Origin of the sequence: Pseudomonas sp. GV085 (assembly GCF_003050925.1) — a bacterium.
Lineage (GTDB): Bacteria > Pseudomonadota > Gammaproteobacteria > Pseudomonadales > Pseudomonadaceae > Aquipseudomonas.
The window spans coordinates 378971-398551 of the sequence record NZ_QAOV01000001.1 but is presented as its reverse complement, the minus strand read 5'-3'; the positions used below and the strand labels follow the sequence as shown (position 1 = coordinate 398551).

At 60.7% G+C, this 19581-nt stretch carries 16 protein-coding genes and 1 pseudogene; 11 read left to right on the top strand and 6 right to left on the bottom strand.

The genetic code is table 11. The annotated features are described in order from the left end of the window. Window positions 1-53: 53 nt before the first annotated feature. The 4 genes from C8K63_RS01830 to edd all read right to left on the bottom strand — a co-directional run bounded on the left by C8K63_RS01830 (window position 54) and on the right by edd (window position 5212). Window positions 54-1481 (bottom strand): ATP-binding protein, encoded by a 1428-nt coding sequence (locus C8K63_RS01830; protein ID WP_177413216.1) that lies wholly within the window; start codon window positions 1479-1481, stop codon window positions 54-56. Between the two features lie 31 nt (window positions 1482-1512). Then, window positions 1513-2244 (bottom strand): response regulator, encoded by a 732-nt coding sequence (locus C8K63_RS01825; RefSeq protein ID WP_108215128.1) that lies wholly within the window; start codon window positions 2242-2244, stop codon window positions 1513-1515. 185 nt (window positions 2245-2429) lie between these two features. Beyond that, complete coding sequence (locus C8K63_RS01820) at window positions 2430-3389, bottom strand: glucokinase (protein WP_108215127.1); 960 nt, start codon at window positions 3387-3389, stop codon at window positions 2430-2432. After that, window positions 3386-5212: a phosphogluconate dehydratase gene (edd, locus tag C8K63_RS01815; RefSeq protein ID WP_108215126.1), complete on the bottom strand. Its 1827-nt coding sequence runs from the start codon at window positions 5210-5212 to the stop codon at window positions 3386-3388. The genes C8K63_RS01820 and edd overlap by 4 nt, the downstream gene beginning before the upstream one ends. A 220-nt stretch (window positions 5213-5432) precedes the next feature. Here edd and gap point away from each other — a divergent pair, with 220 nt between their 5' ends. The 8 genes from gap (at window position 5433) to C8K63_RS30005 (ending at window position 13573) form a co-directional block, all read left to right on the top strand. Next, a complete protein-coding gene (gap, locus tag C8K63_RS01810) occupies window positions 5433-6434 on the top strand; it encodes a type I glyceraldehyde-3-phosphate dehydrogenase (protein ID WP_108215125.1) in 1002 nt (333 codons plus the stop codon). Window positions 6435-6596: 162 nt separating this feature from the next. Then, window positions 6597-7061, top strand: a complete 465-nt coding sequence (locus tag C8K63_RS01805; protein WP_108215124.1) for a methylglyoxal synthase — start codon at window positions 6597-6599, stop codon at window positions 7059-7061. Window positions 7062-7138: 77 nt separating this feature from the next. Then, window positions 7139-7657, top strand: coding sequence for an RNA polymerase sigma factor (locus tag C8K63_RS01800; protein WP_108215123.1), 519 nt, complete (start codon window positions 7139-7141; stop codon window positions 7655-7657). Between the two features lie 125 nt (window positions 7658-7782). Beyond that, window positions 7783-8748 (top strand): FecR domain-containing protein, encoded by a 966-nt coding sequence (locus tag C8K63_RS01795; RefSeq protein ID WP_108215122.1) that lies wholly within the window; start codon window positions 7783-7785, stop codon window positions 8746-8748. 122 nt (window positions 8749-8870) lie between these two features. After that, window positions 8871-11435 carry a TonB-dependent receptor gene (locus C8K63_RS01790; RefSeq protein WP_108215121.1) on the top strand — a complete coding sequence of 855 codons (2565 nt, stop codon included), beginning with the start codon at window positions 8871-8873 and terminating at the stop codon, window positions 11433-11435. Between the two features lie 114 nt (window positions 11436-11549). Beyond that, the gene (locus C8K63_RS01785; protein ID WP_108215120.1) at window positions 11550-12158 is read left to right on the top strand and encodes a biliverdin-producing heme oxygenase; all 609 of its coding nucleotides are present in this window, start codon (window positions 11550-11552) and stop codon (window positions 12156-12158) included. A 143-nt stretch (window positions 12159-12301) separates the two neighbouring features. Then, a complete protein-coding gene (locus C8K63_RS01780; RefSeq protein WP_108215119.1) occupies window positions 12302-12691 on the top strand; it encodes a YbaN family protein in 390 nt (129 codons plus the stop codon). Between the two features lie 147 nt (window positions 12692-12838). Next, a complete protein-coding gene (locus C8K63_RS30005; RefSeq protein ID WP_146176360.1) occupies window positions 12839-13573 on the top strand; it encodes a hypothetical protein in 735 nt (244 codons plus the stop codon). A gap of 61 nt (window positions 13574-13634) precedes the next feature. Here the strand turns inward: C8K63_RS30005 and C8K63_RS01770 are convergent, their stop codons facing one another. Continuing rightward, window positions 13635-14585: a hypothetical protein gene (locus tag C8K63_RS01770; protein ID WP_146176359.1), complete on the bottom strand. Its 951-nt coding sequence runs from the start codon at window positions 14583-14585 to the stop codon at window positions 13635-13637. A 300-nt stretch (window positions 14586-14885) separates the two neighbouring features. On the opposite strand from C8K63_RS01770, the pseudogene C8K63_RS31150 reads away from it, so the two are divergent. From C8K63_RS31150 to C8K63_RS01760, 3 genes and pseudogenes are all read left to right on the top strand, one after another. Further along, window positions 14886-16166 (top strand): annotated as a pseudogene (locus C8K63_RS31150) (HAMP domain-containing protein); the annotation flags it as partial. A gap of 102 nt (window positions 16167-16268) precedes the next feature. After that, window positions 16269-17024 carry a methyl-accepting chemotaxis protein gene (locus C8K63_RS31145; RefSeq protein ID WP_371920725.1) on the top strand — a complete coding sequence of 252 codons (756 nt, stop codon included), beginning with the start codon at window positions 16269-16271 and terminating at the stop codon, window positions 17022-17024. A gap of 183 nt (window positions 17025-17207) precedes the next feature. Then, window positions 17208-18557, top strand: a complete 1350-nt coding sequence (locus tag C8K63_RS01760; RefSeq protein WP_108215115.1) for a CoA transferase — start codon at window positions 17208-17210, stop codon at window positions 18555-18557. A gap of 130 nt (window positions 18558-18687) precedes the next feature. On the opposite strand, the gene C8K63_RS01755 is transcribed toward C8K63_RS01760, so the two are convergent. Further along, entirely contained in the window at window positions 18688-19551 is an 864-nt protein-coding gene (locus C8K63_RS01755) for a DNA-3-methyladenine glycosylase (protein ID WP_108215114.1), read from the bottom strand. Window positions 19552-19581 lie beyond the last annotated feature (30 nt).

The window sequence follows — 19581 nt, the reverse complement described above, 5'->3', positions numbered from 1 at the left end:
GCTCCTACACCGATCTCTGCAGGAGCTGCCGCAGGCTGCGATCTTTTGACCTTCTAATCGGCAGAGCGCGGTAACTGCAGGGTCACCCGCAACCCGCCCTCACGCAGGTTTTGCAGAGTCACCTCACCGCCATGGCTATGGGCAATGTTGCGGGCGATCCCCAGCCCCAACCCATAACCCTGCTGTTGCCCGGCCAGACGGAAGTGCGGTTCGAACACCTGCTCCAGCCGCTGCTCCGGCACGCCCGGCCCTTCATCATCGACGTGCAGGACGAACGCGCTTTCGTCGTCATCGATATGCAGGTGCGCGTTCTGCCCGTACTTCAACGCGTTATCGATCAAGTTGCCTATGCAGCGCTTGAGCGCCAGCGGTTTCCCCGGATAGGCCGCCAGCGCCCGCCCCTGCTGGGTCACGCGACCGTTACCGTTCGGCGCGAGATAGGGCTCCACCAGGCAGTCGAGCACATGGTTGAGGTCCACCGGCTCGATGTTCTCGTGGATATCGGTGTCTTTCACGCATTGCAGCGCGCCCTTGACCAACAATTCGAGCTCGTCCAAGTCACGCCCGAACTTGGTTTGCAATGTTTCGTCTTCGAGCAATTCGACCCTCAGGCGTAAACGGGTGATCGGCGTGCGCAAGTCGTGGGAAATGGCGCTGAACAACTGGCTGCGCTCGGTCAGGTAACGACTGATGCGTTCGCGCATGGTGTTGAAGGCGCGCCCGACCTCGACCACTTCGCTGCCCCCGCCTTCGGCCACCGGTTCCACATCGGCCCCCAACGACAGGTCCCGCGCCGCCCGCGCCAGGCGCTTGAGCGGACGACTCTGCCAGTGCACCAGCAGGCCGATGAACAACAGCAAAAAGCTGCTGGTCAGGACGATGAACCACACCTGCTGCGCCGGCAGGCCCTGTTCTTCAAGACTGGTGTAGGGCTCGGGCAACAGCGAGGCGATGTACAGCCATTCGCCCGGCGCCATCTGGATCTGCGTGACCAGCACCGGCGGGTTCACCGGCTCCAGGGTCAGCGCGTAGTGCGCCCAGGAGCGTGGCAACTCATCGAGCTTCAGGCCGCCATTGAAGATGCGCAGGTCTTCCGGACTGACGAAGGTCACCGAGATGACCGTGTCCTGGCCGAGAGACTGGCGCAGTACTTCATCCACCGCTTTGAGCACTGCCTCTTTGCGCGGGGTGATGGGCAGTACTTCCATACCCAGGGGTTTGTCGTTGAGTGTCACCACGAACCGGGTGCCGCCCATGCTGCGCAACTGGTCGAGCACCAGCGGCCGGTACGCCACCGGCAACGAACGAAAATAACTGACGCTGGCCGTCATCGAATGGGCCAGGCTGCGGGCGCTGGTGACCAGGCCCTCGAGCTGCGTGGCGCGCAGTTGCGACACCCAGATCACGCTCGACAACGCTTGGGCGAACAACACCGCCAGCAGGGTCAACAGCAACATCCGCCCGAGCAGCGAACGCGGCATCGGCACCTTGGCGGCGAGCTTGCGCAATAGCTTAGTGGCCATTGCTGGCAACCACATTGGCTGCCAATTGGTAGCCACTGCCGCGCACGGTGCGAATCAGCCGTGGCGGTTTTTCGGTGTCGCGCAGGCGCTGGCGCAACCGGCTGACTGCCATGTCGACGATGCGATCGAGGGGCATCAAATCGCGGCCACGAGTGGCGTTGCCGATGGTATCGCGGTCGAGAATTTCCTGCGGGTGATCGAGGAACAGCTTCAGCAGCGCGAAGTCGGCGCCCGAGAGAATCACCTCTTCGCCATCGATGTGAAACAGCCGATGGCTGACCATGTCCAGCCGCCAGTCATCGAAGGCCAGTACCTCACCGCCACTACGCTCCTGACCGAACTGCGCGCGGCGCAGCAATGCCTTGATCCGCGCCTGCAACTCCCGTGGGCTGAACGGCTTGCCGAGGTAATCGTCGGCACCCAGTTCCAGGCCGATGACGCGGTCGGCTTCGTCGGAACTGGCAGTGAGCATGATGATCGGCACCTGTGCCTGGCGTGGATGTTGGCGAACCCAGCGACACAGGCTGAAGCCGTCTTCGTCGGGCAGCATCACATCAAGGATCACCAGATCGGCCGGCGCGTCGTTCAGCGCCTGGCGAAAACCGGCGCCATCGGCGGTGGCCCGCACCTGGAAACCGGCGCGGGTCAGGTAGGTGTCCAGCAACTCGCGTATCTCTTGATCGTCATCGACCAACAAAATCGACTTGTTGACTGAGCTCACGGGCGGCGTCCTTGTTGTTTGAATTGGGCGGATTATGCCTTATGCGCTGATTTTACAAACACTACAGAACCACTGTAGGAGCGAGCCTGCTCGCGATGGACGTGAAGGCGCCGCGTGCATTCAGAAAGCACGCGTTATCGTTGACGTCCATCGCGAGCAGGCTCGCTCCTACAGGTGATCGGGTTTCAAGTCGGGGTGGATTGTTCGAGCGCTACACCGGCACCAACAAGCCCCGAATACGGCGCCGTCACCAGCCACACCGGAATCCCCTTGAAGTAATCGCTCATACAACCCTTGTCGGCGAAGCACCGGGCGAAGCCGCTTTCAAGGAAGAAGTCGGCAAACCGCGGAATCACCCCACCCACGATGTACACGCCACCACGCCCGCCGGTGGTCAGCACGTTGTTGCCGGCCACGCGCCCGAGCCAGCAGCAGAACTGCTCGAGCACTTCCACGGCAATCGGGTCGCCCGCCAGCCCGGCAGCGGTGATGGCTTCCGGCGTTTCGAGCACTGGTGTGTGCCCGTCCACCGCGCAGATCGCCCGGTAGACACGCGGCAAGCCACCGCCACTCAAGGCTGTTTCGGCGCTGACATGGCCGATTTCGTTGAAGATGTGCTGCCAGAGTTGGGTTTCCCGTGGACTGCTCAGCGGTAAATCAACGTGACCGCCCTCCCCGGGCAAGGCGGCAAAACGCCCTTCGCCGAGATCGAGCAAGGTGCCGACACCCAGGCCGGTGCCCGGACCAATCACCACCGCCGGACGCAACGCCTCCGGCGTGCCTTCGCAGACCACGCGGAATTCGCCGGGCTGCAAACGGGTCATGCCCAGGGCCATGGCCGAGAAGTCGTTGACCAGCAACAGCTGATCCACCTGCAAGGTCTGGCAGAAACCCTTGCGGCTCAGGCGCCAGTGATTGTTGGTGAACTTGAATTCATCGGCACTGACGGGACCGGCCACCGACAGGCACACCGAACCGATCGCCCCCGGCGCCAGCCCCAGGCCACTCAGGTAGAGGCTGATGGCCTCTTCGGGGCTGGGGAAATCTGCTGTCGCCAGTACCTGGACCGATTCCAGTTGCTGGTTTTTCCACAACGCGAAACGTGCGTTGGTCCCACCGATGTCACCGACCAAAGCCAGTTTCAATTAAGCGTCTCCAGGGCAGAAGTGAAGGCGCTGGCGCCCTGCTCCGCCGAGCTGAAGGCCATGCGCATGAAACCAAACAGCTCGCGACCGGTGCCGATGTTGTTGCCCAACAGGCCCTTGGCCGGCGTACGCGCTGCAAATTCTTCGGCGTCCACCTTAAGCTCCAGGGTGCCTTTGACGCCATCGACGCGGATGATATCGCCCTCTTGCACCCGCGCCAAAGCGCCGCCGACATAAGCCTCGGGGCTGACATGAATGGCCGCCGGAATTTTCCCCGACGCGCCAGACATGCGCCCGTCGGTCACCAGCGCGACTTTGAAGCCACGGTCCTGCAACACGCCGAGGAACGGTGTCATCTTGTGCAGTTCCGGCATGCCGTTGGAGCGCGGGCCCTGGAAGCGCATCACCGCGACAAAATCCTTCTCCAGCAAACCGGCCTTGAAGGCATCGGCCAGGTCCTGCTGATCCTGGAACACCATAGCTGGCGCTTCGACGATCTGGTTTTCCACGGCCACGGCGGAGACTTTCATCACACCGCGACCGAGGTTGCCTTCCATCACCCGCAGGCCGCCCTCTGCCGAGAACGCACGGGCGACCGGACGCAGGATGCTTTCATCGAGGCTGTCAGTCACGCCTTCGCGCCAGACCAGCTGGCCATTGTCGAGGAACGGTTCCTGGGTGTAGCGGCTCAGGCCATGGCCCATCACGGTGTTGACGTTTTCGTGGAGCAACCCGGCTTCCAGCAGTTCGCGGATCAGGAACGACATGCCGCCCGCGGCCTGGAAGTGGTTGATGTCGGCTTTGCCGTTCGGGTAGACGTGGCTCAGGGTCGGCACGACTTCGGAGAGGTCGGCCATGTCCTGCCAGGTCAATTGAATGCCCGCTGCCATGGCGATAGCCGGCATGTGCAGGGTGTGGTTGGTCGAGCCGCCCGTGGCGTGCAGCGCGACAATCGAGTTGACCAGCGAACGCTCGTCGACGATTTCGCCGATCGGCATGAAGTCGCCGTTCTGCTTGGTCAGGCGCGTGACCTGGTGCGCGGCTTCGCGGGTCAAGGCATCGCGCAACGGCGTGTTCGGGTTGACGAAGGACGCGCCCGGCAGGTGCAGGCCCATGACTTCCATCAGCAACTGGTTGGTGTTGGCGGTGCCGTAGAAAGTGCAGGTGCCAGGGCTGTGGTAGGACTTCATTTCCGATTCCAGCAGCTCTTCGCGGGTCGCCTTGCCTTCGGCGTACTTCTGGCGCACGTCGGCTTTCTGCTTGTTGGAAATGCCCGAGACCATCGGCCCACCCGGCACGAAAATCATCGGCAGATGGCCAAAGCGCAGCGCGCCCATCATCAGGCCCGGCACGATCTTGTCGCAGATGCCGAGCAGCAGTGCGCCGTCGAACATGTTGTGGGACAGCGCCACGGCCGTGGACAACGCGATCACTTCGCGGCTCGGCAGGCTCAGTTCCATGCCCGGCTCGCCCTGGGTCACGCCATCGCACATGGCCGGGGTGCCACCGGCGAACTGGCCGACGGAGCCGATCTCGCGCAGAGCCTTTTTGATCATCTCCGGAAAGACTTCGTACGGCTGGTGCGCCGAGAGCATGTCGTTATATGACGAAACTATCGCGATGTTGGCGGAGTTCATCATCCGCAGGCTGTGCTTGTCGTCGCTGCCGCAACCGGCCACGCCGTGGGCGAAGTTGGCGCATTGCAGCTTGCCGCGCATCGGACCGTCGCTGGCCGCACCGCGGATCAATGCAAGGTAGGCCTCACGCGTGGCGCGGCTGCGGGCGATAAGCCGTTCAGTGACCTCAAGGACGCGGGGATGCATGTGTAGAACTCCAGGCTAACGGATGTGGCGACCTGATTGTCTATGCTGATCAAAGGCCGGTGTCGATGGGATGACAAACGGTTTGTTTGACCATTCGGACCAGTTGATTCAGGTCACTCGTTGTAGATCGAACAAAATATTGCCATCAAAAAGGCTTGTTTTCTATTTTTTTACGAATAATCTTGTAATTCCAACAACAAAACGACGGTAGCGCCGCAATATGACTCTTCGAATCGCAATCAATGGTTTTGGCCGCATCGGCCGCAATGTCCTTCGCGCACTCTATACCCAAGGCTACCGTCAGGATCTGCAGATCGTCGCTATCAACGACCTGGGCGACAGCGCGATCAATGCTCATCTGCTCAAGTACGACACCGTTCACGGCACGTTCGATGCCGATGTCCAGCACGATCAGGAGAGCCTGACGGTCAACGGCGACCGCATTTCGGTCAGCGCCATCCGCAACCCGGCCGAGCTGCCCTGGGCCGCGGAAAAAATTGATGTCGTGTTCGAATGCACCGGTCTGTTCACCGATCGGGCCAAAGCCGCCGCGCATATTACGGCCGGCGCGCGCAAAGTGATCATCTCGGCCCCGGCCAAAGGCGCCGACGCTACCGTGGTCTACGGGGTGAACCACGACATTCTGCGCCAATCGCACCAGATCATTTCCAACGCGTCGTGCACCACCAACTGCCTGGCCCCGGTGGCCCAGGTGCTGCACCGCGAACTGGGCATCGAAAGCGGCCTGATGACCACTATCCACGCCTACACCAACGATCAGCACCTGACCGACGTCTATCACGTCGACCCGTACCGCGCCCGTTCGGCCACCCAGAACATGATCCCGAGCAAGACCGGTGCTGCCGAAGCGGTGGGCCTGGTGCTGCCGGAGCTGGCGGGCAAATTGACCGGCATGTCGGTGCGCGTACCGGTGATCAATGTGTCGCTGGTGGACCTGACCGTGCAGCTCAAGCGCGAAGCGTCGGCCGATGAGGTCAATGCGCTGCTCAAAGAAGCCAGCCAGCACTCGAAGATCCTTGGCTACAACACCCTGCCGCTGGTCTCCAGCGACTTCAACCACAACCCGCTGTCGTCGATCTTCGACGCCAACCACACCAAGGCCAGCGGCAAGCTGCTCAAGGTACTGGCGTGGTACGACAACGAGTGGGGCTTCTCCAACCGCATGCTCGATAACTGCCTGGCGCTGTGCAACGCTGAATAAGCAGCACGCCCCCCGGTCTTGTAGGAGCAGCCGGTCGACGCTCGATTGCTCGCGATGGATGTAAGGGCCCCGCGCTCATTCAGGCGACCCTTGTCATCGTTAACGACCATCGCGAGCAAGCTCGCTCCTACAAGGTGCGTGTCATTTCTGGAGCCAGCATCGATGATCGGCATCAGCTTTACGCAAAAGACCCTGGCGGCGCGCAAGCGTATCGCCCTGGTTGCCCATGACCACTGCAAGGTGTTCTTGCTGGACTGGGCCGAACGGCAAAAAGACAGACTGGCCCTACATGATCTGGTCGCCACCGGCACCACGGGTTTGTTGTTGCAACAACGCCTCGATCTGCCGGTGCAAAGCATGATCAGCGGGCCACTGGGTGGCGACCAGCAGCTCGGCGCGCAAATCGCTGAGCAGCGGGTCGACATGCTGGTGTTTTTCTGGGACCCGTTCGAACCCCAACCCCACGACCCGGATATCAAGGCATTGCTGCGGGTCGCGGCGGTGTGGAACATCCCGGTGGCGTGCAACGAATGCAGCGCCGACTACCTGATCAGCAGCCCGTTGATGGATCAGGCGCACCTCCATCGGATTCCCGATTACGCCACCTATTTGCAGGGGCGCGCGTAAAACTTCACAAATCAGTGCTTGACCACCCGAGTAGATGATAAGCATTATCATCTACTCGAAATGGATCGGGTTCTCCCGTGAGTCAGTCACGCTTCAACCACGTTTTCCTCACCCAGCGCACCTCCCTGCTGCGCACGCTGGAACGGATGGTCAATAATCACAGCACCGCTGAAGACCTCTTGCAGGAAACCTATCTGCGGGTGACCCGTGCGTTGAACGAACGGGCCATCGCTCATCTTGAGCCCTTTGTTTTCCAGACGGCGCGCAACCTGGCGCTGGACCATTTGCGTGCGCGGCGTATCCAGTCGCGCACCATGGTCGACGACGTGCCGCAGGAGGTGGTGCACAGCATCGCCGCCGCCACCAGCAGCGCCGAAGACGCCGCCCACGCCGAACAATTGCTGGAGCGCCTGAACGTGAGCCTCAGTGAACTCAGCGCCCGCCAACAGCGGATTTTCATCCTCAGCCGCCTGCACGGGCACAGCTACCAGGAAATCGCCGAGGAGCTGAACGTGTCCCTCAGTACCGTGCAGAAAGAACTCAAGCTGATCATGTCGATCTGCATCGGGGTTGCCGATCGCTTGAACGCCAACTGAACGCCAGGACCCTGCGCTTGCCTGGACTGACTGCGCTGATCCTCGGGCTTTGCTAACCTTGGCCCACTTTTTACGTACCGCTTCACTAAAAAACAGCTGTGCACAGACACTGCCGAGGAAACACCGTGACGGACAACCACCGCTCCCCCGAGCCTTCATCGGCGCAGGACCCCGCAAGCGCGATGGACCAGGCCCTGGACTGGCTGATCGTGCTCGGCAGTCCCGACGAGGAGCAGAGCCGCCAGTTCCACGTATGGCTCGACGCCGATCCGTTGAATGCCCAGGCGTTCGCCAAGGCCCAGGCGATCTGGGACGGCCCGCAAGTGGCGCAGTGCGCGCAAAACCTGGCCGCCCGTCCGGCGAAAGTCACTGTCCTCACCCGTCTGCGTCCGCACTGGAAACCCCTGGCCACCGCCGCCGTGCTACTGCTCGGCCTGTTCAATTTCAGCAATTTGCCGATGCGCCTGCAGGCCGATCACCTGACCGTGGTCGGCGAGCGCCAGCGCCTGCAATTGGAGGATGGCTCCAGGGTCCTGCTCAATACCAACTCGGCGTTCTCAAGCACCATCAACAACCGGCAACGTGTTGCCCGCCTGTATCGGGGCGAGGCGTTTTTCGAAGTCCAGGCCAATCGCGGCCAGCCACTGGAAATCGACGCCGGCCCGGTCACGGCCAGCGTTCACGATACCGCATTTGCCGTACGCTACCTCGACGGCGTGGCGCAGGTGCGGGTACAGCGCGGGGATGTCGATTTGCGCGCCACCCGGGATGACGCGCGGGTGCGCTTGTCCGCAGGGGAAAGCATTCGCATCGGCCCCAACGGCTTCGACAAGCCGGCCAAACTCGACGCCGCCACTGACCTGGCGTGGGTCCAGGGGCGGCTTGTGTTTGAAAACTGCCCATTGAACCAGGTGCTGGCAGAACTTCGCCGCTACTACCCGGGCTGGATCATCAACAACAACGAACAACTGGCCGATGTCACCGTAACAGGCAACTACCGCCTCGATCAGCCGCTGGACGTGGTTCGCTCCCTGGCCCAGATCACCTCGGCCCGGCTTCAGGAGTTCCCGGCGCTGGTCATCCTGAACTGAATGAGAATTATTTTTACTCGATAGCCAAACCCCGTACGTCTCGTTATAGCCAATGCAATTGATTCGCATCTCACCCTGCCAATCAGCACCTATAAAGATTCGTGCGACACGGAGCGTTATCGATGTCCCCTCGCCTTACCCGCCAAGCCCCTACACCTTCCCGCGTGCTGTCGCTGCTGACCGCCGCCATCCTGATGGCCGGTACCGCACCGCTCATGGCCGCCACCGCCACCGAGCAGTCGACCCGCAAAACAGGCGACTACTCGTTCGCCATTCCCCAGCAATCACTGGTGTCGGCACTCAATGCCTTTACCGCCGTGACAGGCTGGCAGGTCGGCGTGTCGTCGGAGCTGGCGCAAGGTGTGGCTTCGCCGGGAGTACGCGGCTCGCTGTCACCGGAGAAAGCACTGGATCGTCTGTTGGTGGGGACCAACCTGGACTATCGCAAACTGGGGCACAACAGCATCGTTCTGGAGAAGCGCAGTGGTAGCAGTGCCCTCAGTCTGGATCAGGTCACCATCAGCGCCACCCGTAACGAGCAGGATGTGAACAGCGTGCCGAGCACGGTCTCTGTCTATACGCGCGAAGATCTGGACCGCAACAACGTCAATACCATCAAGGAACTGGTGCGCTACGAACCCGGTGTTTCGGTGGGCGGTTCGGGCCAACGCGCCGGCATCACGGGCTACAACATTCGCGGCATCGATGGCGACCGCGTACTGACCCAGGTCGATGGCGTGCAAGTACCCGACGGTTTCTTCAACGGCCCCTATGCCCAGACCAACCGCAACTATGTCGACCCGGAAATCGTCAAGCGTGTGGAAATCCTCCGGGGCCCGGCGTCGGTGCTGTATGGCAGCAGCGCCATTGGTGGTGCGGTCAGCTACTACACGCTGGACGCGGACGACATCATCAAACCGGGCAAGGATGTCGGCGCACGTCTGAAAACCGGCTACAGCTCTGCCGACGACAGCTGGCTGACTTCCGGCACGGTCGCCGGCCGCACCGGCGAGTTCGATGGCCTGTTGCACCTCAGTCAACGCAACGGTCATGAAACAGAGTCCTTTGGCGAAACCGGCGGCACTGGCCTGAACCGCACTGAAGCCAACCCCCAGGACGTGCTCACCACCAGCGTGTTGGCCAAACTGGGCTGGAATTACGCCGACGACGCGCGTTTTGGCCTGACCTACGAGCATTACAAGGACGACCGCGACACCAATCAATTGAGCGCGGTGGGCGGCCCGTTCAATGCCGGACGCGGTTTCGGCTTCTATAAGTCCCGTACCGGTAACGACACGATCACCCGCGAACGCTTTGGCCTGGAACACAGCTTCGGTCTGGACAGCGCACTGGCTGACAACATCAAGTGGACGCTGAACTACCAGATCGCCAAGACCGACCAGCGCACCGAGGAAATCTACGCGCCGTCGCGGACCGTGTTGCGTAACCGCGATACCAACTTCAAGGATCGCCAATGGGTGTTCGACGCCCAGGCTGACAAGTCGTTTGTCATCGCCGATACCGATCACTTCGTCACCTATGGCACCACCCTCAAGCAGGACAAGGTTACCGGCCTGCGTACCGGTGCCGGCACCTGCCTGTCCGTGGCCGGTGCCTGCCGTGTCATTGGCGCACCGAGCGCCCCCGACACGCTGAAACCCGCCAGTGACTTCCCGGACCCGACCATCAACAGCTACGCCCTGTTCGCCCAGGATCAGATCAGTTGGGGCAACTGGACATTCCTGCCCGGTGCACGCTACGACTACACCCAGCTCAAGCCGCACATCACCGAAGAGTTCCTGGCCACCGCCGACCAGAGTGGCAACGGCACGGTGAGCGACGAGACCAAGACCTGGCATCGCCTGTCGCCGAAGTTCGGCACCACCTACCGCTTCAACGACCACTACACCTGGTTCGGCCAATACGCCGAAGGCTTCCGCACCCCGACCGCCAAGGCATTGTATGGCCGTTTCGAAAACATCGCTGGCGGCTATAAAGTCGCGCCTAATCCGGACCTCGAACCGGAAAAGAGCAAAAGCTACGAAACCGGTTTGCGCGGCAACTTCGAGCAGGGCTCGTTTGACTTAGCCGTGTTCTACAACAAATACCGCGACTTCATCAACGAGAACGCCATCACGCCGGGCTACACCGAGATCACGTTCCAGAGCAACAACATCAAGCACGCCACCATCAAGGGTGCCGAGGTCAAGGGCCGCCTGAACCTCGACGCCTTCGGCGCGCCGCAAGGCCTCTACACCCAGGGCTCGGTGGCCTATGCCTACGGGCGCAACGACGACAACGGCGAGCCGCTCAACAGCGTCAACCCGCTGACCGGCGTATTCGGCCTCGGCTACGACCAGGACACCTACGGCGGTGTGCTCAACTGGACGCTGGCGAAGAAAAAGGACCGCGTCGACAGCACCAGTTTCAAAACCCCGGACGGCACCAGCACCCAGTTCAAGACGCCCGGTTTCGGCATTCTGGACCTGAGCGCGTTCTACAAGGTGACCGACGACGTGACAGTCAGCGGCGGCGTCTACAACCTCACCGACAAGAAATACTGGCTGTGGGATGACGTGCGCGGCTACGACAGCGTCGGCGAAGCATCGGTGACCCAGCCGGCCAACCTCGACCGCCTGACCCAGCCGGGTCGCAATTTTGCGGTCAACCTGATCTGGGATATCTGATCCGGTCATCCCGCCGGGCGGTCACATCAAGCCGCCTGGTGAGGATTTTTTACTGTCAGGCGCCTTCCTGTTCGTCTCGTTACCAAGCGCCTCTGAACTCTCCAAGGAATTTCCATGACTACCCAGGCCATCGAACAACGCCCCAACCTGCGTTCGCAACGTTTGAACCAGATCACCCACGAGCCGCACAGCAAGCTCGATGCCCTGGTCAAGGCCCATGCTCCGTTTGAAACCCCGGCCAATTTCGCCCGCTTCGTGGTGGCGCAGTACCTGTTTCAGTCGGAACTGGTGTCGCTGTACAACGATGCCGAACTGACCGCCATAGTCCCGGACCTGCCGGCCCGCTGCCGTGCCGATGCAGCCAGGGCCGACTTGGAGGACCTGGGCACCGAGGTGCCAGCACCCGTGGCCGGTGCACTGAAGAACCCGACCAAGGCTGAAGCCCTGGGCTGGATCTTTGTTTCGGAAGGCTCGAAGCTCGGCGCAGCGTTCCTGATCAAGCGTGCCGTGGGCCTTGGCCTGAGCGAAACCTTCGGTGCCCGCCACCTCGGCGAACCGGCCGGTGGCCGCGCTGAAGGCTGGAAGCGCTTCGTCCAGACCCTGGACGGCCTGGCGTTCAGCGCCCAGGAAGAAGCCGAAGTTGAAAAAGGCGCCATCGACGCGTTCAACCGGTTTACCGTGTTGCTGGAGCAGGCTTACGCTACCGCGCCAGAAATCGCCTGACACACCATCGCCCTGTTGGAGCGAGCTCGCGATTGCGGTCTGACATTAAAAACATGTCGACTGACACTCCGCCATCGCGAGCAAGCTCGCTCCCACAGAGGCCCGAGCAAGTCTGCGAGATCCGACCAAATCCCTTGAACCCAATGCCTGCCTCTTCAAAACTCTCCCGCCTCCTCTTCGGCCTGCTGGCCTATGTCAGCCTGGGCATCGGCCTGATCGCCATCGTCATACCCGGTCTGCCAACTACCGAGTTCATCCTGCTGGCCGCCTGGGCCGCGACCCGCAGTTCGCCGCGCCTGAGTGCCTGGCTGGAAAACCACCGGCTGTTCGGCCCCATCCTCCATAACTGGCGCAACGGCAAGATCATCGCGCGCCGGGCAAAAATCAGCGCCACGGTCAGCATGTTGTTGTGTGCCGGTCTGATGCTGGTGATGCTCGATCACGGTTGGCCGATCTACCTGGCGATTACCGGGATGGGCTTGGGCAATCTGTGGATCTGGTCGCGGCCGGAACCACTGCCGCAAGTCACCTGAAGTATTTTCAAGCCGCCCTGTAACAGCCGACAACGGCACACTTGAAATTACCTGCTTCCTGTTCGGATTTCTCCTACGTGTTTATCAGGTCACCCATGACCGGGTCTGGCCGTTAAGCACCATGAACCCCCACAACGAGAAGCTGACATGAATGTAAGTGCCGCTGCATCTTTTCAAGTTCCGTATCCGCAAACATTGAAAGCGAACACGGAAAAAGCCCAACCTGAGAAAGACGACATTCCGGTAATGGATGACAAGTTAAGGTTGACCATCGAGAAACTCCGAGCGCCTCGAAGTGAAGCTAGAAATCTCAGCAGCGAAAAACTGAATGAGGTGGAGGAGTTTTTGAATGCGCTCGAATCAATTAGCGGGTTCTATGACCTACCCCCACTGATAAAAAGCTTTAGACATTCAATGATTAGGCATCATGAATTCCAGGCAAATTTGGTGCTCAAAAGAATGGAAGGGGTTTACTCCGACTTCAAAAAAGACCTGCAAAGCAAATGGTCTGGTCTGGCCCATGACGTAATGGGTTTCACCGTGGCCGAAGACGGGCAGTTGAAAGTCACTTCGCCCCCCGACACCCTGACTGCCAGGGATGAGGAAATATTGAATACCCTGTTGAACGAGGCCAAAGGCTTGCAACCCCTGACCCTCAAGCACGCCAAGACCGTAATCGAGTTGATTCGGCTGGATAAGCCACAGTTTGAGGGCAAGGTGAAACTGGACCTGAGCAACTTCCACAAGATGATTGACTATGGATTATTGCTGAACAAAGGTGCGCTGGATCTGAGGAGCTCAGACTCCTGGCTGGATCAATTGCATAAAAAGGCCGAAAAGAATCCGATCGAGAAAAAGCCGGGGCTGCACATCGAGGTCTGATCGATTGAAAAAGCCCGGCAAAGCGAGCGTGCGTAACTGCTTTGCCGGGTGTGTGGCAGACCTAGTTATGCAACATCTGTTGATAGCAGATCTGAGCAAATGAAACATTCGGCACGTTGTAACCTCCCACCCCCGAATCCTCTTTGTCTTGAACCTGAATCGACCAATGCCCCAGGTTGTATTCAACTTCCCACTGATAGCGATACTTGCCACTGCTGGTCCAGAAAGGATCAGACTTCAACTGGCCATAACACCTGCCCAACTCGAGGGCTTGCGCGGCGTTACCAGTGCTGTCCGTTATAAGGTCGTACCTTTTTTCATCCGCCCCCTTGTCCAATATCAAAGTAGCTGTAGCGCCTTCGAGCGGCTGCCCTGTCGAATCCCTCAACCGCACCGACCAATTCAAGACTCTGTAGGCCTGCGTAGTCGCCCAGTAGTGCCGCAGATCACCGGTATCGCCCTGGACGCGACTGTCGGCGTAGTAAGGTGCTGAGCCAAACTCGAGCTTGTAGATATCACCTGCTACGAACGGGGCAGACGGCTTCTTCGAGATGCGAACCTGAACTTCCTCATTCGGCTGTAAGCCAGACACCGTAAAGGGTACGTCCCAAGGGATTACGGCCCATGTGCCATTCCGATTGTATTCCAGTGTCAATGGCCCGCCTTCCGTCTCACCCGCACGGATCCACACATCCTGGCCCCGTACCGCCATGAAGCTGTATTGCTTCACATCCGTTTCGTCAGCCAGACTTTCCTTAAGGGTGTTCAGCTTGTCCGGCAGTACCGTGGCCGCCAAGGGTATTTGAGAGGCGATACCCGAAATAGCTGCCGAGTTCAGAAAAGACATGGCAGGAGCCGCACCTGCCGCCAATAACATTCCCCAAAACAACAACACCGAGCGCAACCCGGCCCTTTTAATGTAAGTAATACACATGATGGTTTTCTCATTATTTATTGTCAGTTGCCAGAAGCCAAAACTTCCGCAAGCGTTCCACCGAGGTGGCATCTGCATTTAAGCGGCCAGCCCTTAATGAGAAGCGGTACATATGTATTTCGTGAATTTCATCTAATGCGCAAAAAGTCCCCTGGACGTCGATGCAAAATTGATCATCGCCCAACCGCGATTTTTCCTCGTTTTAACCATCCTTTCGGCACATTTTCCTGCGCAAACGTTCAACTACTACCGTTCGTCGAGTTACCCCTCATGTAACCTCAGCGCCACGCCGATGTGCATTGATCGGCGCTAAACGGACTTAGCGAGTGAGCCGTCACGGCCCACAGCCAACACTTCATCCATTCGCGAGTTCGCCCTATGTTCGACTCACTGTCCATCCGCCTGAAAATCGTCCTGCTGTCCGGTCTGTGCCTGCTGGGTGTAGTCGCCTTGATAGTGGGCATGAACATTTACCAGACCAATCAGAACGATGACCTGGTCAATGATTCCAGCAGCTCAATGCTCACCGCCAGTGTGCAGGACCTGCTTCAGGCCAAGGCCGCCGAGCAAGCGGTTCGGGTGCAGAAGACATTCGGTGAAACCCTGACGGTGGTGACCGCCCTGGCCGACCAGATCAAGGACATGCGCACCCTGGCCGCCAAACGCTCGCTTGAGCCCGGCGCTTTGCGTGAGGAATTGAACCAGAGCCTGAAAACCGCCTTCGAGCGCAACGGCAAGGTACTGGGTATCTGGCTGGCGTTCGAACCCAACGGCCTGGATGGCAAGGACAGCGAGTTCGTCAATGACGCCGCCCGTCAATCCAACGAGATCGGTCGTTTTGCCGCGTACTGGAGCCGCGCCGGGGGTGAGTCGCTGAACACGATCATGGTCGAAGAGGACATGACCAAAACCACCCTGAACCTCAGCGGCACGCCGTACAACGTCTGGTACACCTGCCCGCGGGACAGCAAGCGCACCTGCCTGCTCGACCCCTACGCCGATACGGTCGGCGGCAAGGAAGTGTTGATGACCACCATTTCCGTACCGCTGCTGGTGGATGGCAAGTCCATCGGTGTGGTCGGTATCGACATCGCCCTCGACGCCCTGCAAGCGGCGGCAGTCAACTCCCAGCGCGACCTGTTCAACAGCGCCGGGCACATGCTGATCGTTTCCGGCACTGGCGTGCTGGCCGCCTACAGTGTCGATGCCGGTAAAGTCGGCAAGAACATCGGCGACACCCTGGGCGCCGATGGCAAGGACATCCTGCAATTGCTCGGTAACGGTGCACCGAAGATTCTCCAGCAAGGCGAGCTGATCCGTGCGGTGTACCCGGTCAGCCCGATTGCCGATGCCAAGGCCTGGGCCGTGGTGATCGACCTGCCCAGACAAGTGCTGCTGGCCGATTCGGTGAAGTTGCAAGCGGTGCTCGACGATGCCCAGCAAAGCGGCACGCTCAAGGCGCTCTCGGTGGCGGTGATTGCCGGCCTGCTCGGGCTGTTGCTGATGTGGCTTACCGCGTCCGGCGTGACCCGCCCGATCAACAGCGTGGCCGATATGCTCAAGGCGATTGCCAGTGGCGATGGCGACCTGACCCAGCGCCTGCGCTACAGCAAGCAGGACGAACTGGGCGAACTGGTGAGCTGGTTCAACCGCTTCCTCGACAAGCTGCAACCGACCATCGCGCAGATCAAGCAAAGCATCACCGACGCCCGCGGCACCGCCGACCAGTCTTCAGAAATCGCCCGCCAGACCAGCGAAGGCATGCAGGTGCAGTTCCGCGAAATCGACCAGGTCGCCACCGCGTCCAACGAGATGAGCGCCACCGCCCACGACGTCGCCAACAGCGCCTCGAACGCCGCCAACGCCGCCAAGGGTGCCGACCAATCGGCTCGCGACGGCCTGTCGATCATCGAGCGCAGCACCCGCGATATCAATCAACTGGCCAACGAGGTCAGCAAGGCCGTGACCGAAGTCGAAGCCCTCGCGGTCAACAGCGAGCAGATCGGTTCGGTGCTGGAGGTGATTCGCAGCATCGCCGAACAAACCAACCTGCTGGCGCTCAACGCGGCGATTGAAGCCGCCCGTGCTGGCGAAAGCGGTCGCGGCTTTGCGGTGGTGGCCGATGAAGTGCGCAACCTGGCCAAGCGTACCCAGGATTCGGTGGAAGAAATTCGCCTGGTGATCGAACGCATCCAGTCCGGCACCCGTGGCGTGGTTGCTACCATGCATTCAAGCCAGACCCAGGCCCACAGCAATGCCGGGCAGATTCAGCAGGCGGTCCAGGCCTTGAGCAAGATCAGTGACGCGGTCACCGTGATCAGCGACATGAACCTGCAAATCGCCAGCGCCGCCGAGCAGCAAAGCGCCGTGGCCGAAGAGGTCAACCGCAACGTCTCGGCGATCCGCACCGTCACCGAAACCCTGACCGGCCAGGCCACCGAATCGGCGCAGATCAGCAGCCAGCTCAACGCCCTGAGCACCCAGCAGATGAAGTTGATGGATCAGTTCCGCGTTTAAACAAGGCAGAAAAACCTTGTAGGAGCGAGCCTGCTCGCGATGGACCCAAGAGCGCCGCGTTTAGCCAGTAAATACGCGTTATCGTTAACGACCATCGCGAGCAGGCTCGCTCCTACAAGGGGATTTCATCTGACCTGGATTTTTTTGAACTATGATCGGGCTCTCACTCCGGAGGGCCCTTCGATGACTGATCTGCTCACGTCCATTCAAGCCGCACTCGGTTTGCCTCACACCCCGATTCCATTCACGTCCAGCGGCGCCCTGCCCTCAACGTTCGCCGTCACTGATCTGGCCTGCGCCAGCATGGCCGCCGCCGGCCAGGCCGTCAGCGAACTGCTGCACCAACAAACCGGACGCCTACCCGATCTTGAAGTTGACCGACGCTTGGCATCCTTCTGGTTCGCGACCTCGATTCGCCCGATCGGCTGGAGCGTTCCGCCACTGTGGGATGCGGTGGCCGGTGACTACGCCACCCGCGATGGCTGGATTCGCCTGCACACCAACGCGCCCCACCACCGCGCCGCCGCCGAAAGCGTGCTCGGTGCCTGTGCCGACCGCGCAGCGATGGCTTGCCAAGTGGCGCAATGGGCGAAAAGCGAGCTGGAGCAGGCGGTGGTCGATGCCGGTGGTTGTGCCGCCGAAATGCGTACCTGGGAACAATGGCAGACCCATCCTCAAGGCCAGGCGGTAAATGCCGAACCCTTGATCCAACTCACCAACCACCCCGGCCAGGGCAGCAAACCGTGGACAGGCTCAGTGGCTCGACCACTGGCCGGCATCAAGGTGCTGGATTTGACCCGGGTGCTCGCCGGCCCTATTGCCAGCCGCTTTCTGGCCGGCCTTGGCGCCGATGTCTTGCGCATCGATCCGCCGACCTGGAACGAGCCGGGGGTGGTGCCGGAAGTCACGTTGGGAAAACGCTGTGCGCGTCTTGATCTGAACCACAGCTCCGACCGCTGCGTATTCGAATGCCTGCTCAAGGATGCCGACATTCTGCTCCACGGCTATCGTGCCGATGCGCTGGAGCGACTTGGCCTGGGCATGAATGAGCGCCGGCAACTGAACCCAGGCCTGATCGATGTTTGCCTCAACGCCTATGGCTGGAGCGGCCCTTGGCAGAACCGGCGGGGCTTCGACAGCCTGGTGCAGATGAGCAGTGGCATTGCCGAAGCGGGCATGCGCTGGAAACAGGCGGACAAGCCGACGCCGTTGCCGGTGCAGGCCCTCGATCACGCCACCGGGTATTTGATGGCGGCCAGTGCGATCAGGTTGTTGGCAGGACATTTGAGCAGCGGGATGGGGGGATCGGCCCGGTTGTCGTTGGCGCGTACGGCGAAGTTGTTGTTCGAGCAAGGAACCGGCCCGGACGAGCCGTTGCGCGCCGAAGACCAACACGATCAGGGGATACAGGTTGAGCAAACGCCCTGGGGGCCGGCGCATCGGTTACACGCTCCGCTGAAGATTACGGGAACGCCTTTGCAATGGGCCTTGCCCGCGACTGAATTGGGTTCCCATCCCGCGCAGTGGTGGTGACGGTGAGATAGCCTTCGCTGGCAAGCCAGCTCCTACAGGTATACGCGGTGCGTGGACGAATACGATCCACTGTAGGAGCTGGCTTGCCAGCGAAGGCGCCAGACCATTCAGCACAGAATTCGGATCAAGCTCAATCCGCCCGACTCAACGAAGTCCACAGCACCTGCGCCGCATACCCTCGATAAGGCCGCCAGCTTTCGGCTCGTGCCAACAGCTGCCGCGCCGTCACCGGCCCACCCTCCAGCGCCGCCAATGCATTGATCAACCCCACGTCGCCATTGGGAAATCCATCCATCTCCCGCAACTGTCGCAACGCAATGTATTGCGCCGTCCAGTCACCAATCCCGTGCAAGGCCAATAACCGCGCTACGCCTCCCTCCCGACCGGGCTCGAACAACCGCGGATCATCGAGTAATGCCTGGGCCACCCCCGACAGCGTCCGGCCGCGGCTTTTCGGCATGCCCAACGCAGCCAGATCTGCGCCAGCCAAAACGCTGACCTCAGGGAACACATGGGTCAACCCCGGCAACCGTGAATGCAATGGCGTGCCGTACTGCGCTACCAGTTTGCCCGCAAGTTTGATCGCCGCCGCCACTGTAATCTGCTGCCCCAGCACCGCGCGGATTGCCAACTCCAGGCCATCCCACGCCCCCGGCACACGCAGCCCGGGGTGCTCGGCAATCAGCCGCGCCAGCAGCGGATCAACTGCCAGGTGCCGGTGAATCGTGGACAGGTCGGCGTCCAGATCAAACATCCGCCGCACGCTTGCGACGATTGCAGGGACGGCGCCCGGATCAGGAAAATCCAGGGTCAACTCAAGGGCATCCGAGGTGCCAGGCTGGATCGAGAACATACCGCAAGCACCGTTCAAACCGATGCTGCGCGAATACACACCGTCGACCACCGTTTCCAACCCGACAATCGCCCGCACCGACAAAAACCCGAGCAGCGCCGGCCAGTCATAGGGTGGCTGGTACGCCAGCAACAGCTTCACAGACCCACCACCAACGCGATCAATGCGCTC